Source organism: Arthrobacter sp. Y3221048, from assembly GCF_059092685.1.
This window is the reverse complement of record NZ_JBNHHX010000004.1, coordinates 67,158-82,699: the sequence shown is the minus strand read 5'-3', so window position 1 is coordinate 82,699 and position 15,542 is coordinate 67,158. Positions and strand designations below refer to the sequence as shown.

The following is a 15,542-nucleotide window of genomic DNA, read 5'->3' as shown; positions in this document are numbered from 1 at the left end:
AATCAGGGGCAAGCGCGTGAGCAAGACTGTGCTGACCTATGGAACATTCGACCTGTTCCATATCGGTCACTTGAACATTTTGAAGCGTCTCAAAGGTCTGGGCGACCGGTTGATTGTCGGCGTATCCACGGATGAATTCAACGCCATCAAGGGCAAGAAGCCGGTGGTTCCCTTCGAGCAGCGCATCGAAATAGTCCGGTCAATCCGGTACGTGGACGAGGCGATCCCGGAAGAGAACTGGGAACAGAAGCGCTTTGACATTGAGAAGTACGGCGTCGACGTCTTCGGCATTGGCGAGGACTGGAGGGGCAAGTTCGATGATCTGGAAGACAAAGTGGAAGTTGTCTACCTGCCCCGAACGTCCGGCATCTCTACAACCGAGATGAAGCGTGTGCTGAGCGCGTTTGATGAGCGCCACGTAGACGAGCTCAAGCGAACCCTCGACAGCATCAGCCAGATCGTCAAAGAGCTGTCCTAGCTGCAGGGAAAACAAGCCGGCCGCAGATCCGTCTGCGGCTTCCTTCGGCGCGTCGTTCACCGGTTGTCTGAGCGCGGGTCCTAGAATCGCCGACAACCGATAGTGCGAGGAATGACTGTGACTGTAGGTGCCGAAACTTCTGTGCTGGACGACATCGCCAGTGCGCTCGAGCAGTTGGTACCAAAGGGTGTGCGTGTCCGGCGGCATTCGCCGGACTGCGTTGCCTTGGATGCAATCATTCACGGTGACCGTGTGGCCTTCGACCTGATGATGCTGGCGAATGAGATACGCCTGACGGTCTTTGGACGGACCCATACGGCGCGGACTTTGGTCAGATCCTTAATCGCTTCGGGCGGAACACGCCTTCAGCGTGAAGGACAAAAACATGTGCTCAAAATCTGGAGCGCCGCCGACCATGGCCAGGTCGCCAAAGAAGCCAACGCGCTGATCGACAGCTTCATCAAAAGCGCAGCGTGGCGCAGCATTGAGTCCAGGACCGAGGTGCTCGGCCGTGGGGAAGTGCCCGCTTTTTGGTGGGACGGACGGGTAAACTTCGGCGACCTTATCGGCCCATGGCTGGTGTCGTCTTTGACCGGTAAACGCCCGGTGAACGTCCGCGGCTCGCTGGCTCATCCCGGGGCCATCATGTCGGTCGGGTCGGTCATCAACATGCTGGAGAGGCCGGGCTACCACATCTGGGGATCGGGTTTGCTGTCTCCGCTGGACGGACCCAAAGTACGGCGCCTGCGCGCCCGGAAACCAACCCAAATCACGGCTGTCCGAGGCCACCTCACCCGCAGGGAAATCATCTCCAGCCTTGGTTGGGACGTTCCGGAGGTACTGGGCGATCCCGCTCTATTGCTTCCAAGAATTTTTGAACCTACGCCTGCAGAGGCTGCTGGCGGCGTGATCCTCCTGCCGCACTACAAACACAAAGCTCTGCTGCCTGAACAGATATCAGACGATATCACCACCGTCGATGTCGAGCAGGAGGCGGCACAGGTGGTGAACGAGATCGCGTCGGCATCGCATGTGCTCGCCACTTCGCTCCATGGACTGATCGTTGCCCAGGCTTACGGCGTTCCTTGGACTTGGGTGCAAATCGAAGGCAGCGAGTTGGCCGGTGACAGATTCAAGTTTCAGGACTTCTTTTCCACACTCGATGACTCCGCTGTCCATCGAATGGCGTTGACGCCAGATGAGATATCGGCTGGGTCGCTTCGAGCAGCGGCCCGCCATTCGACGCTGCCGAAAACACTGGTCGACCTCGATCGCCTCTGGGATGCCTTCCCTCACGACGCCGTGTTCGGAAAGCGCCTACGGCGTTCACAGCTCCGAAGGAGCCTGACGGCGCGGGTCCGACGCGTCGCCAAGCGCGTGGCCGCCCGCTAGGACTGTTGGGTCACCTTCGGCCGCGAGGTGAATCTCTTCAAGAAGGTCAGGGGCTCAACCGCCGGTTCAGCGATCCGCTGTACGGGCTTGGACGCAGCAACTCCGCAGAACAGCACCGCCGCGAAGATGAACAGACCTGCCCTCACTGTTGGCTGTCCGGTTTCGGTCAACGAGGTTGCCCCGATAACCGTCAGGACGGGCAGATGAAGTAGGTAAGGATACATGGTGGAACGGCCAGCATCGGCGATCCAACGCCCCGCCTTGGTCGGCGTCCCTGGTTGTCCTGGCAGCACCAACATAAAGGACGTGGCAAGGGCGGTGCCGACAACCAGCGCACCGAGGCGCCATAGCATCCCTTCACCTGGGAGGAGTCCCAAGGCCTCGTAGCCGGCATTGCCTAGGAACGGTCTGCGCCAAAAGTCTTCATGGAGGAAAACGGTCGTGATTGCCGCCATCAACAGCATCAACGCGCCGCCGAAGCGCCAACGACGGTCCAAACGCCACGCCGAGATTCTCTCCACCAGCCAAGGGCCCAGCAGGAACAACGGCAGGAAGTACATGATCCGGGACAGCGAGAGGAATCCGCCAATGTGCTCGCTCAGTCCGGCGACCAGGGCCAGAGACGTCGCCAATGGCACCGCGTAAGGAATCCCCCTGAACCATGGAGCGAGCAGGCGCCATCCGGCGAGTGCAACCAGAAACCAGAGTCCAAATGTTTGGGATGTAAAGGACCAGCTTGGGGTCGCGCCCTTCACGACGTAGTTCATGCCGAAGGCGATGAGCTGGAACACGATATACGGAAGGAGAAGCTGCCAGAAGATCTTTCGCAGGTTCTCGCCGTTTGCTTCCGTTCGAGCTGCACCCCACCCAGCGAGGAGGACAAACACCGGAATGTGAAACATGTAGACGAAGTTGGAAACGACGAGCGCCGCGCCGCTGTCCCCGCGGATTTGGCCCATCGCGTGGCCTACGACGACGAGGACGATGGCAGCCCAACGAGCCTGGTCGACCCACGTTTGCCTGGTCCGAGAGTTGGAGTGCAGTGTCAATTCGCTCCCAGTCGTAAATAATGAACGGCTTACAGCCTAGCCTCTCGGGCATCGAAGTTCCCCTCTGTCACAGCGGCGGATACTCTTGTAGTCGCTAAGCTGAATCGGTCAAAGTGAGGGTTACATGGTTCTGGGCAAGAGATGGGCAGACGTAGCGCTAAAGGTGGCAGACCGTGCGAAACCGTCAGCGCACCGACGCATGGATTCAGGACCATCGGCTAGTGCCTCGACAGCGCGGGTGGCAGTTGTGGTTCCCGTCTATAACGCCATGCCGTATCTGACAGAGCTGCTCAATTCGCTGGAAGCACAGGACTTGGCCAAGGCCCTCTTCGAGGTCATTACAGTCGATGATGGCTCCACCGACTACAGCGGCGAGATTCTCGATGTTTATGCTGCCCGGCTCAGCAACATGCGGGTCATTCATCAGGCGAACAGCGGGTGGCCCGGAAAACCACGCAATGTAGGCATGGCTGCCACTACGGCCGACTATGTATTTTTCTGCGACGCCGACGACAAGCTTGGTCCGCAGGCACTGCGCCGGATGCTGGAGTTCGCAGATTTGCACGGTACGGATGTACTGGTTCCCAAGATGGTTGGCATTGGCGGCCGCCGCGTGCAGAGCGCCTTGTATCAGGAAACACTCGTGGACGCAGACCTGCGCACCATCCTTCGGTCCCTGTCACCGCAAAAAATGATTAGACGCGACCTGTTGCTGGGCAACGGCATTCGCTTCCATGAGGACAAGGTCCGGCTCGAAGACGGCATGGTCATCTCCCAGTGCTATCTGAAAGCAAAGCGGATTTCTGTTCTGGCGGACTATGACTACTACTTCATCCGCACGCGCACGGACGGTGCCAACATCAGCAGTGCTGTCACCGTTCCGGAAGGCTATACGTGGTCAGTGGGGGAGATCGCCAAGATTCTTCTGTCCGGAGCGCCCGAACCCGAGTTGGCCCGGATGTTGGTGCTTGACCTCTACCGTCGCAAGTGCCTCCGCGTCTACGAGCCCCACCGATACCTGAAGATGTCGGAGGACATCCAACGCCGCTGGGTCCATGCGCATGCTGAGTTCGTGGAAAAGTACATTCCGGCGGAGCTGGCCTCCAGCCTGCCCGAGCCTGCGCAGCGCAAGACCTCCATCATTCGTGACCGTGACGCCGCAGCAATGCTTGAGGTGGTTAGATCGGAGGAAGCGCTGGAGGTCGACCCCAAAGTCACCAGTACGACTTGGGGCCCCGGCGGTTTGGACCTGCAGCTGAGCGTCAGCTCGCCGGCTGACAGCCTTAGCATCCTCCTGCGCACCCGGGACGGAAGCATCGAAGAGCGGCTGCCCGGTCAGTCAGCGTCTGGTCCGGGGCGGTTCAGGTGCACTATCGGCCAAAGCGTACTCGAGACGCTGGGAGGGCACATCGTCGACGTATTCGGGGAACTGTCCGAGCAGGGGCGACCTGGCAGCCCACGACGAGTGGGTGTGGTTCCAGAGGTGCAGATGGGGAAGGGACCGGGCGGTGAACGTCCTTACACCACTGTTCACGGCAACGTAAGCGTAGACCTGCGCGGCTGAAAGGCAGGCGCTCAGCCTTTCAGCGCCGCCAGGACTGCGCTTTCCAGGTACGGTGCGAGCGTTTCCGCGTATGTGCTTGTGATGTGCGACGCGTCGAAATAGGTGACGACTGATCCTATGACTGCTGGACAGGTGCCATCCGCACAGAAATAGCCGTCCATGTTCACCGTCCGGATCCTTGGATGGTCCAGCTCTATCGCGGCTGTGGTGACCGGGTCCATCCAATACCATTCGTCAGGCGTGCCCGAGCATTGTTCAGGGTTGCCGGGGTTCTCGGCGAGGCAGTCCGGAATCGAAGGAATGGTATTTCCAGGGAAGGGCGGGTCCTTGATGACGACGACGCTGGCGCCGCTGTCCGCCCAGCGGGACAGGTAGTCAAGGTAGCCATCGACGGCGGGTTTTTCGGTGCTGTCCCACGATTCGCCTTGCACCGGGACAGACTGACGCTCCGAAGTAACGATCAGGTCGAACGCATCGCCGCCGGTTTCGTCCAGCACCCAGTCGCCGTAGGCGGCGCAGTTCGCCGTCTTTTCCTCGGTATCGAACTGCAGTGGCACCGATGTCGGGTTGCACCTGGAAACCAGGTACGTGGAGATCGTCCAGTCATTCTGTTCAGCCAGCACCTGCAACGCGGGAAGCCATTGACCGGCGTGCGAGTTTCCAACTAGCGCGACTCTGGTGGGCCCATCCCCGTACGTGCACACAGGGCGGTCGGTAAACGGCTGGTTCGACCAGCAACCGTCGGCGTAGGCGTCGGATTTGTCGTCTTTCGCCAGCGATGGCTCGGGTACTACCGGCGCCTGGGGGTCCGGTACGCATTCGTCAAACCCCTTGGCGATGGCGGCGGCACCAAAACAGGGATCACCATTGTTCACCATGGCAGTGAGCTGTTGTTCAGCCTGTGAGGTGCGGTGGTTAACTTCTACCAATTGCGCGCCGCCCACTGCCGTGAGGAGCACCATGCCCACTGCCGCGAATCGGTATGTGGGCACCAGACCATTCTTGCCGGAGGGAAACCGGAATCGGTCCTCAACGAACGTCTTGCTGAGTCCAGCCAGCACCAGCGTCGCAACCAGAATCAGCGACTTGTCGAGCCAGCCCAGTTCGCCGCCGCTGACGTACGGCAGAAGAACGATCAGGGGCCAGTGCCACAGGTAGACGGAGTAGGAAACCTCGCCCAGCCATTGGACCGGGCGATTCCGCACAAACCGGGTGGGGGAGAGCCTTCCCTCAGCATGGGCAAAAATCACCAGCGCGGTGCCCAGGACAGGCAGTAGCGCGGTATAACCGGGGAACGGCGTTGCTCCGGTATAGAACACGCCTGCCCAGACGATTGCAGCAATGCCGGCCCACGCGAGTGCTGCGCGCGCGGCACCAGGCAGGTAATGTGCCACGGTCGGCGCCACCAGTGCCACCAGTCCGCCCATTCCCAGTTCCCACATCCGGGTGGGCGTGATGAAGTAAGCGCTGCCGGGTTCAGCAGCGGTGGCGGCAACGGAGAAGGCAAGGGAGAGGACCACGACGGCGGCAACCGCCGCCAGAAGCAGGCGCCGCGCGTTCAACGACCGCTTATGCGCGAACCAGAACACGACGAACACGAGGACCGGCCACAGGAGGTAAAACTGCTCCTCTACCGATAAGGACCAGAAATGCTGGGTGGGGGTAGGTGCGTTCTCGGCGGCCAGATAGTCGACCGAACTTCCGGCCAGCACCCAGTTCTGCACGTAGAGTGCCGACGAGATGATCTCCTTGGCGATGGCGCCCCATTGCGTGGGCGGGGCCACCAGCCTCGACGCAACGGCGGTGGCCGCCAAAACGACGAACGCTGCCGGCAGGAGACGACGGATCCGGCGCCCCCAAAACGCGGTTAAGCCGTGCCAGTCCATCGGCGGCCGCCTCACCAGGTGGGAGGTAATCAGGAAGCCCGAGATGACGAAGAAGACGTCCACTCCGACGAACCCTCCGGTCAACCGGTCGGGCCAGAGATGGTAGGCAACCACCAGGGACACGGCTATGGCGCGTAGTCCCTGTATGTCCAGCCGAAGCCCGGTGCCGGCCTTCGGCAATGAGGGGGTGGTCTTGGGCGGTGCTGCTACAGCGATGGTCTGGCTCCTGGCGGTCACGTCCGAATAACAGCGGATAGTCTATCGAACCGTCACGTCGTGACGGGGATGCGAAGGAGGCAGGTCGATTCAGGTCAGGCACAGGCAGCATTGCTAAGCTATTGCAGTCTTGGGCGCCGAAGAGTGGCGGTGCCAGTGGCAGTGGAGTAGCAGCGCAAGCCGTTGCAGGAAAGGAGCCCATGCGCTTCGGACTCAAGGGCCGCCTGGCAGCGGCCATCCCGTCTAACGTGATGCCGGCGGTGTTCGATGTCATCGCCAGCGGCAGTCGGCCGCAGGCTGTTCCCGGACACACGCGAGGGTCGGACCTGCCGCTCCTGACGACGGTTGATTTCCCCATAGACGTGGTCTACACATGGGTCGACGGCAACGATCCCCAGTGGCAGCGCAGCAAGGCGCAGGCGATGGTCGGCAGCGACCCGGCACACAGGAACCGCACAGCCGCCAACGAAGCGCGTTACTCTTCGCGCGGCGAACTTCTATACTCGCTGCGTTCGCTGGATTATTTCGCTCCTTGGGTCCGACACGTGTATCTGGTGACGGCGGGACAAACGCCGCAGTGGCTGGATGCCTCCAATGGCCGGATTACCGTGGTGGACCACCGGGAAATCTTCTCCGATGCCAACGCGCTGCCAACTTTCAACTCCCATGCCATCGAGTCCCAGCTTCACCACATTGACGGGTTGAGCGAACATTTCCTGTATATGAACGACGACGTGTTCTTCGGGCGGCCGGTCGAGCCGGAGCTGTTCTTCCACGGCAACGGGCTTGCCAAGTTCTTCCTGTCCGAACAAGCAGTCGATTACCAGCCGCGCTCGGCGGAGGACCTGCCCGTGGACAGCGCGGCCAAGAACAACCGTGCACTGCTGGAGGCTGCCTTTGGCCGGACCGTGGAGCGGAAGTTCCAGCACGCAGCCCACCCCCAAAAGGTCAGTACCTTGTCCAGGTTGGAGCACGAACATCCGCAGGAGCTGTTGCGGACCCAGCGGAGTAAATTCAGGGATCCGGGCGATCTTTCCGTAGCGTCCTCGCTGGCCCACTACTATGGGTTCGCCATCGGGGCTGCCGTTCCGGGGGAGCTGTCTTACCGCTACGTTGACATCAATGATTCGGCAGCTCAGGCCAAGCTGTTACGGTTGCTGCGGCGTAAAGATGCGGACGTTTTTTGCCTCAATGAGGTAGACAGCGCCGGGATGGATACCGGAAAAGTGGACTCGCTGATTCAGGGTTTCCTGAACGCCTACTTCCCTGCCGCCAGCACCTTTGAAAGGGAACAGTCATGACATCACGAACCGGCGCTCTCCGTTCCGCGCTTCAGGGCGCACGCCTGGTCACCGGCAGGGGCCGCGGGCCGGCGAGAAAGGACTTTTGTTCGTTGCGCCTGGAGCAACGGGGCAGGGTTCTGCATGCCCGGTTCAGTGTTTCCACCAAACTCCGACCTGCCTCCCTGTGGAGCAAGAATACGGCCGGCAACTGGACCAAAGTCGCCGACGTAACGGAGGTTCCGGCCGCAGCAGGAAGGGAAAGCCGCAGCTACGGTGTCCAGGTTGATTTGGCGGATCTCGCGCAGGCGGCAGTGTCCCTCCCGGAAGGTGAGGACGGCGAAATCCTAGGTCTCTTCGTCCAGTTCCGGGCGGTGGCCAAGGACTTGCCGAAGTTCAGCACCAACATCTTCGACAGCGATCCGGTCGCCACTGTCCTGACGGAGGCAAGCGGAAAACGATACGCCGACATTCAATCCGCGTTGGCGGACGGTTCGTTGGCGGGGGATAAGACCATGACGGCTTGGGCGTCATTCGGACGTTTTGCCGACAGCGAAGTTGGTTCACTCCGCCGGGTCCTGGTCCAAGGGAGCACCTTCGAGCCGTACATCAACCGGCACGGACTGCTGTCACTTGCGGTGAACCGGCCGCTGAAGCCCTATAACGCCGTTTACGTCCACCGGTTGACCGTGAACAGGGGAAAGGTGGACCTGCGTGCGACGCTGGTCACCCGCCACGGTGAGGCTGAAGCAGTGGAGTTGATGCTGCTTGGGCGTGAGAGTGGAGCTCGTTACACTTCAACCGCCGTATTCGTGCTGGATACCGAGGCGACTCGGCGCAAACACGGGCTCCGTCGGTACAAGCTGCATGCCCGCTTGGACTTGCGCGCTGTCCCCGACGAAGAATTAGTGCGCGACGAAATTCTGGATGCCTGGCTCCAAATCCGTGCCGTAGGCGCAACCGAGCCGCAGCGCACGCGCGTGGGGCGTACCCGATACGTTACGCGGAAACTGACCCGTCCCGGATGGCAAAAGCGGGGAGACAAAACGCTGGCCATCACGCCCTACTACACCTTCAAAGCCAAAAACACGTCTTTCCACGTTGAACTCCTGGATACCGATGCCTTCGAATTTTTGCGGGAGCAGACCCGGAAGGGCCGGATCCGGGATTCCCAGACAGAACGCAAGCCAGTCTGGCTTGTGGGGGAGCGTCCTTACAAGGCCCAAGACACCGGGCTGCACTTCTTCCGCTACATGCGGCGGGAGCACCCTGAAATCGACGCCAACTATGTGATCGACCCTGCGTCGCCGGACCTCCGCAACCTGGACGGCCTGGACCACGTGGTGAACTACCGCTCCAGGGAACATTTCGAACTGGCCTTGCGGGCCGAACGGTTCATTGGCTCGCACCATCCCGACTTTCTGTATCCCACCTGGCTCCCGCAGTTCCGCAAGGCAGTGGGCGGCGTCAAGGTGTTCCTGCAGCACGGGGTGATGGGTACCAAGTGGATGGTCCCGAACTACGGCAAGAAAGCTCCCGGATTCGACACCGACCTGTTTATGGTCAGCTCGGAGCGGGAAAAGGAATACATCGTCAGCGACTTTGGCTATCCGCCCAAGGACGTGCTGGTGACCGGCTTGTCCCGGTTCGACGCGCTCTTCGCCGGCGATGTGTCGGTGCGGCCCAACCAAATCCTGATCATTCCTACGTGGCGGGACTGGCTCCAGAACCCGGATCAGTTCGAAGAGTCCGAGTACTTCCAGGAGTGGAACGCGCTGCTCCACGACGAACGACTGCGCGCTCTGGTTGATAAGCACGACGCCGAGGTGATCTTCTGCCTGCATCCGAACATGCAGCAGTTCCGGCACCACTTCTCCGGGGCACCAGCGCGTGTTATCTCCCAGGGTGAGGTGGACGTGCAGTACCTGCTCAAGGAAAGCGCTGTCCTACTGACCGACTACTCGAGCGTGGGCTTCGACTTCAGTTTTCTTGAAAAACCGGTGCACTACTTCCAGTTCGACCGCGAGCGGTTTTTGGGACCGCAAGGATCGCATTTGGACTTGGATGAGGAATTGCCGGGCGACATTGCTTTTGCCCGGTCCGCCGTGCTGGACCAGCTGGAGTCCACGCTGGGGCGCGGCTGCACCCCCAGGCCAGAGAATGTCGCGCGATCCCGCCGTTTCCTGACCTTCCGGGACACCAATAACTGCCAGCGGATCTTCGAGGCCGTAGCCGGAGCCCGCCCCGCTGAATCCCGGTGGAAAAAAACCTTGGACCCGGAGTTGTTCGAACGGCTGTTTGGCAGGTTCCGACGCAGCCGCTTCTACTTCCCGGCCATGCAGCGGATGTTCGCCTTGGTCTCGAAGACGCCCATGGACGCAGACCTGATGGTGTTCGAGTCCGGGCTGGGGAAACAGTACGCCGACAGTCCGCGCTATATCTACGAAGAACTGGTGCGGCGCGGGGACACACGCCGCAAGGTATGGGTCTATCACGGCAAGCTCCCGGCGCCCGACCCCTACACCAAGGTAGTCAAGCGGCTCTCGCCGAGCTACTACTGGTATCTGGCCAAAGCCAAGTACTGGATCAACAACCAGAATTTCCCGCACTACTTCCGACGCCGGAAGGACGGGGTGTTCATCCAGACCTGGCACGGCACACCGCTGAAGAGGATGGTCCACGACCTAAACGCTGTCCACGGCCGGGACACGGGCTACATTTCCCGCGTGGACCAGGCTGTGAAGCAATGGACCACGCTGCTTTCGCCGAGCCCTTATGCTACGGAAGCCTTCAGGAGTGCCTTCCGCTACACCGGTGAGGTTGTGGAGCTGGGGTACCCCCGCAACGACATCCTCGTGCGGCCGGACGCCGAGCAGCGCTCCGCTGCCGTTCGGCGGAAACTGGGTATCCCTGAGGGCAAGCGTGTGGTCCTTTACGCTCCAACCTTCCGGGACGACCAGTCGACCGGCACGGGACGGTTCCGTTTCGATCTGCCGTTTGACGTGGAAGCCTTCAAAGACCGCTTCGGTGACGACACCGTGCTGCTGCTGCGGATGCATGTGCTGGTCAGCGACGCCGTGAAGATTCCGGAAGAAGCGGGCGATTGTGTCTACGACGTCTCCAAGTACCCTGAAATCCAGGAACTCTACCTGGCCAGCGACGTGCTGATCACCGACTATTCGTCGGTCTTCTTCGACTACGCCATCCTGCAACGGCCCATCATCTTCTATGCCTACGACCTGGAGAACTACCGCGACGCCCTGCGCGGGTTCTACCTGGATTACAGCACGGAATTGCCCGGGCCTGTGACACAAACCGAAGAAGAACTGTTCGACGCTATTGGCGAGAGCCGTTCGAGCGACTCGGCACGCGAGCTTAAGCTGAAAAACTTCGTAGCCAAGTACGCACCGCGCGACGACGGAAGCGCGGCCGGGCGTGTGGTGGACCGCTTGCTGTCTTAGGGTGCCGGCTGTTCCGCGAGGATCTTCGCCACTGCGTTGACGAACCGCACGGTGCTCGCGCCCGGCGAAGTATCGCCGAAATGGTGGGCGATCAGCTGCAGCAGGCCAGGGCTGATCCCGGCTGCGGCAGCCTCGGCCAGCAGCGCCGGCGTCCGTGCTGCCTCGGACTGGTCAATGAGCCTGGTCTTGGCGGCCACGCCCTGTGCATCGATGTAGGCCCCTGGATCCGAAGGCTTCGTCATGAGCAGGGGCTTCCGGCTGGGAAGCCAATCCAAGGCCATGGCAGAGATATCGCAGATGCACAGGTCCGCTTCCGCCATGGCGGTTGAGAAGTCGGCAGCCGTGTCCACCCGGTGGCCCGCTGGCTCAGCCTTTTCCGCAGAGACGATCATCTTTTCAATCTCGTGCAGAGCGGCACGGTGAGCGGCGAGCCTGCTGCCGGTCCGCGGATGCGGCCGGAAGACCAACCGGTAGCGGGCATCAGCCAGGAGGGAGCCGACAATCTCCCGTCCATGGCTGGCCAGCGAGCCGTATGCCATGGCTGGACGGTCCCCTTCCCAGGTGGGGGCGTACAGGACGGTGAGACGTCCGCCGTCGTTCTTGGTTTGCGACGCAGAAGCGGCGAAGTCCAGTTGCGGCCGTCCAATCTCCACCAGGTGGGACTCATCAAACCGCTGCAAGGCGGCCAGGATGCGTTCCCGGGAGGCGGGGCCCGCGATGAAGGCGAAGTCGTAGGCCTTCAGCTGGTTGGAGACCATGGACACCTTGTCGCTCTCCCCGTGGCTCAGGTGCACGTGCACCTGAGCCGGCAGGCGGAGAACCGTGAAGTTATCCCGGTTGTTATTGACGTAGAACACGATCCGGGCCCCGGCGCGTTCGATGAATGTCTCCACCTCCGCGATGCCCTTGGTGAGGAACACCGGCAGCGGGGAATCAGGAAGCAGTTCCGCGGCCGTGGCTGGCCGGTGGACCAGAACCGCGACCCGGTGGCGCTCCGCCAGCTTCGCCATGGGAGCAAGCCATTGCCTTACCTGATAGGCGCTGTCCGGGCCGTCAGCGAAGTACAGGACACAGTCGAACCGGTCGCCGGCGTTCCTGTTGGCGTCGGCCAGCCGGGTTCGCACGCGGCGTTCCGTCAGCACGCTGTTGGCCTCGGTGATGATCCGGGCGGCGAGAGGCTGAAGGCGGGACGCGATGGGCAACAGTGAATCCTGACGTCGGAGGGGTGGACCTACCTGAACAGCTTAGAGCCTCCCCACGTTGCGCCGTTTGGCATAGCCGTCGTTGGTCATGGCGTTGCCACGGTAGAGCCACATGGCGCCGGGGCCGGTTGTGGCCAGCAGATCCACCTTGTTGTCCGAGGTCGTGTCACCGGGTCCGAGGATTTGCCTGTACTGTTGCCATCCGCCGCTGCCGATCTGCCGCTCGGCGTTGAACCACGCTCCCGAAGCAGTCTTGGCGGTGCGTCCCTGCCGGAGCCAGAGAGTTCCGTCCGACTTGCTGGCCACCAGGTCCACGGTGCCGTTACGGTCATAGTCGCCGACGCCGACAATCTGCGAGTAGTTCCAGCCGGTGTCGATACGCGTGCGCGTACCGTGCTGGCCGTTGCCCGGACCGGCGTACAGCCATGCCGAGCCGTCAGGGCGGACGCCGAGCAGGTCGTTCTTGCCGTCGCGGTTGACGTCGCCCGTGCCTACCAGGGCCACGAACTGGTTCCACCCGCCGGTGCCGATCTTCACCCGGCGCTTATAGCCTTCGCTGGAACTGCTGACGGTGCCAGTACCGGCGTAGAACCAAAGCGTTCCGTTGGTCTGTCGGGCTACTAGATCGTTTTTGCCGTCCCGGTTGTAGTCGCCGACCCCGACGATGGAGCTGTAGATGTGCCAGCCATGCCCGATCCGCTCGGGCGTGCCAAAGCTTCCCTTGCCGGTTCCGCGCATCAGCCAGAGAGTTCCGTCCGCCTTGCGGCCGATCAAATCGCTGCGGCCGTCGCCGGTGAAGTCGCCCGGAGTGACCACGGTGTCAAACTGCTTCCAGGTGCTGCTGACCAGGGTCCTGGCGTTGTAGCCCTCGGAATCGACCATCTGGGTGCCCTTGTAGAAGCCCAGTGAGCCATCGGGGCTGATGGTGAGGAGATCGTCTTTCTTGTCCCGGTCGTTGTCCCAGACTCCGAGGATGTCAGCGAAGGACCCCCAGCCCCAACCAATCTTGCGGGCAGCCGCAAAGGTGTTCGTTCCGGTCTTCCCTGTTCCGGCGTGCAGCCACAGGGTTCCGTCACCCTTGGAGGCCACAACGTCTACGCGCCCGTCACCGGTGAAGTCTCTGGTCGCAACCAGCGTGGTGTAGCTGCCCCAGCCGCTGCCGATCTGGCTGCGGGTGCCGGGCTTGCCGTCGCCGGGAGCCGCGTACAGCCATACCGTGCCGTCTGACCGGCGGGCGAGAAGGTCGTTGGTGCCGTCGGCGTTGAGGTCGCCGGGCCCGATGATGTGGGTGAACCCGTTCCAGCCGCTGCTGCCGATGCGAACCCGCGGCTGGAACGTCCCGTTGCCTTTGCCCTTGTACAACCACAACGACCCGTCGGTCTGCCGGGCCAAGAGATCGTTCAGCCCGTCTCCGTTATAGTCCCCGGTGCCGATCAGGAGGTTGTAGATCTGCCAGCCGCTGCCGATTCGGGTCGGCGCGTTGTACCCGCCCGATCCGGTCCCGGGGTAGAACCAGAGCGAGCCGTCCGTCCGGCGGGAAAGCAGGTCGCCGTTGCCGTCGCGGTTCAAGTCGCCCGGTGCGGCGTAGCGCTGGGTGCGATCCCACGTGACGGTCCGGTTGTAGGCGAAGTTTTGCAAGTCGGTGTAGGAACCCCGCCACACATTCGAGTCGCCCGAGTAGGGGCCCGTTGAGCTGTACTGCCAAATGTCGTAGGAATTCCAGCCAGCCGGCAGCCAAGGGGTGCCGGTAGTGTAGTGCGCGACGTGCAGCGGGTGGTTCTTGAACGCCGTGCTGTTGCCGGTGCACTTGTTCCACCAGTCCGCGGTGGTGTAGATGGCCGGGAGGCGGCCGGTGCGGGCCTTGATGGTGTTCGAGAAGTCCTTGATCCAGTTGACCATGGCCGTCGGGGACATGCTGTAGCAGGTGTTGCCCAGTTCCGGATACGGGTTGTATTCGATGTCCAGCAGGGGCGGCAGGGTCTTTCCATCGGCGGACCAGCCACCGCCGTTGTTCACCATGTAGTCCGCCTGTGCCTTGCCCGACGAGACGTTGGGGATGGCGAAGTGGTACGCGCCGCGGATCATGCCGACGTTATAGGAGCCGGCGTACTGCGATGGGAACAACGGGTTCTTGTACGACAAGGCCTCGGTCGACTTTACGTACGCAAACCGGGCCCCGTAGTTCCACTCGGTATTCCAGTTGACGTTGGGCTGGTGGCTGCTGACGTCCATGCCCTGGACTCCGCTGGGCTTCCACTTGGTGCGGCTGAATGAGGGGAGCGCCGCGGGTGCCACAACGCTGGTGCGTTCGATGTCGAGGACTTCGAGCTGGGCGTCGAGTTCTGCCAGCACTTCCGGCTGTTCCAGTTCCCGCTCACGTTCCCGGCGCTGCTGGAGACCTTGGCCCATGTCGGCGCCGTGTTCGCCCTGCAGGGTCTTCAGGAGCTTAAGGAGTTGCTCCTGGCTGAGTTCCTCGACCGGCACCTCGACGGATTCCGGTTCGTCTGCCGTCGGGGTCGTATCGCTGGCTTCGGGGGAGGGCTGGGCCGTCGGTTCTTCCGTGGCAGCGGCGGGGGAGGATGGTTGTGGGCCCTCGCCCGGTTGTTCGAGGCCCGGCGTCTGTCCGGTTTCGTCGTCGATCTGCGGTTCATTTCCGGACGAGTCGCCGGGAGCCAGATAGGAGGGCGAGGGCGGTGCCGTTCCCAGGCCGGTGGCGGCGGGGGCCTGCAGCAGGGCACCGTCGGGTGTCGACGCAGGTTGCGAGTCCGGTGCTGGCTGCTGCAAGTCCTGTGCGGATGCACCGGGGGCCATCAGGAGGCCTACCGCCATCACGACGGCGGTTGCGCTGGCCAGACGAGCAGTGGCTCGCTGGTTTCGCTTGGGAGAGGCTGCGGGGCTGCGGCGGAAGCTGGGCATGGAATGCTCCGGACAATAGGGCACGAACGGGCCGGGTCAAGAGAGCCGCAACCTCCGGTTGGCAATGGCGAAGCGTCGGCTCAAGGGCGTCGGTTAAA

The 15,542-nt window shown here is 62.1% G+C and carries 9 protein-coding genes; 5 read left to right on the top strand and 4 right to left on the bottom strand.

Annotated elements, in window-relative coordinates:
* Positions 1-16 precede the first annotated feature (16 nt).
* Both AC5RVS_RS12905 and AC5RVS_RS12900 read left to right on the top strand, forming a co-directional pair.
* Entirely contained in the window at positions 17-478 is a 462-nt protein-coding gene (locus AC5RVS_RS12905; RefSeq protein ID WP_493987008.1) for an FAD synthase family protein, read from the top strand.
* A 111-nt stretch (positions 479-589) separates the two neighbouring features.
* Positions 590-1,870: a polysaccharide pyruvyl transferase family protein gene (locus AC5RVS_RS12900; protein WP_494108438.1), complete on the top strand. Its 1,281-nt coding sequence runs from the start codon at positions 590-592 to the stop codon at positions 1,868-1,870.
* On the opposite strand, the gene AC5RVS_RS12895 is transcribed toward AC5RVS_RS12900, so the two are convergent.
* Positions 1,867-2,919, bottom strand: coding sequence for an acyltransferase family protein (locus tag AC5RVS_RS12895; RefSeq protein ID WP_494108437.1), 1,053 nt, complete (start codon positions 2,917-2,919; stop codon positions 1,867-1,869). The two genes, AC5RVS_RS12900 and AC5RVS_RS12895, sit on opposite strands and share 4 nt — an antisense overlap.
* 238 nt (positions 2,920-3,157) lie before the next feature.
* Here AC5RVS_RS12895 and AC5RVS_RS12890 point away from each other — a divergent pair, with 238 nt between their 5' ends.
* Positions 3,158-4,483 carry a glycosyltransferase family 2 protein gene (locus AC5RVS_RS12890; RefSeq protein ID WP_494108436.1) on the top strand — a complete coding sequence of 442 codons (1,326 nt, stop codon included), beginning with the start codon at positions 3,158-3,160 and terminating at the stop codon, positions 4,481-4,483.
* A gap of 11 nt (positions 4,484-4,494) precedes the next feature.
* On the opposite strand, the gene AC5RVS_RS12885 is transcribed toward AC5RVS_RS12890, so the two are convergent.
* Entirely contained in the window at positions 4,495-6,606 is a 2,112-nt protein-coding gene (locus AC5RVS_RS12885; protein ID WP_494108435.1) for an acyltransferase family protein, read from the bottom strand.
* A 179-nt stretch (positions 6,607-6,785) separates the two neighbouring features.
* Here AC5RVS_RS12885 and AC5RVS_RS12880 point away from each other — a divergent pair, with 179 nt between their 5' ends.
* Both AC5RVS_RS12880 and AC5RVS_RS12875 read left to right on the top strand, forming a co-directional pair.
* Positions 6,786-7,886 carry a stealth family protein gene (locus AC5RVS_RS12880; RefSeq protein ID WP_494108434.1) on the top strand — a complete coding sequence of 367 codons (1,101 nt, stop codon included), beginning with the start codon at positions 6,786-6,788 and terminating at the stop codon, positions 7,884-7,886.
* Positions 7,883-11,326, top strand: a complete 3,444-nt coding sequence (locus AC5RVS_RS12875; protein ID WP_494108433.1) for a CDP-glycerol glycerophosphotransferase family protein — start codon at positions 7,883-7,885, stop codon at positions 11,324-11,326. Before AC5RVS_RS12880 ends, AC5RVS_RS12875 begins: the two co-directional genes overlap by 4 nt.
* On the opposite strand, the gene AC5RVS_RS12870 is transcribed toward AC5RVS_RS12875, so the two are convergent.
* Positions 11,323-12,528, bottom strand: coding sequence for a CDP-glycerol glycerophosphotransferase family protein (locus AC5RVS_RS12870; RefSeq protein ID WP_494108432.1), 1,206 nt, complete (start codon positions 12,526-12,528; stop codon positions 11,323-11,325). The two genes, AC5RVS_RS12875 and AC5RVS_RS12870, sit on opposite strands and share 4 nt — an antisense overlap.
* Positions 12,529-12,570: 42 nt before the next feature.
* Positions 12,571-15,444, bottom strand: a complete 2,874-nt coding sequence (locus tag AC5RVS_RS12865) for a GH25 family lysozyme (protein ID WP_494108431.1) — start codon at positions 15,442-15,444, stop codon at positions 12,571-12,573.
* Positions 15,445-15,542 lie beyond the last annotated feature (98 nt).

Bases quoted from the DNA above. Each gene is read 5' to 3' on its own strand.
- AC5RVS_RS12900 (WP_494108438.1), top strand. From the start codon at position 590: ATGACTGTGACTGTAGGTGCCGAAACTTCTGTGCTGGACGACATCGCC.
- AC5RVS_RS12880 (WP_494108434.1), top strand. From the start codon at position 6,786: ATGCGCTTCGGACTCAAGGGCCGCCTGGCAGCGGCCATCCCGTCTAAC.
- AC5RVS_RS12875 (WP_494108433.1), top strand. From the start codon at position 7,883: ATGACATCACGAACCGGCGCTCTCCGTTCCGCGCTTCAGGGCGCACGC.
- AC5RVS_RS12865 (WP_494108431.1), bottom strand. From the start codon at position 15,444: ATGCCCAGCTTCCGCCGCAGCCCCGCAGCCTCTCCCAAGCGAAACCAG.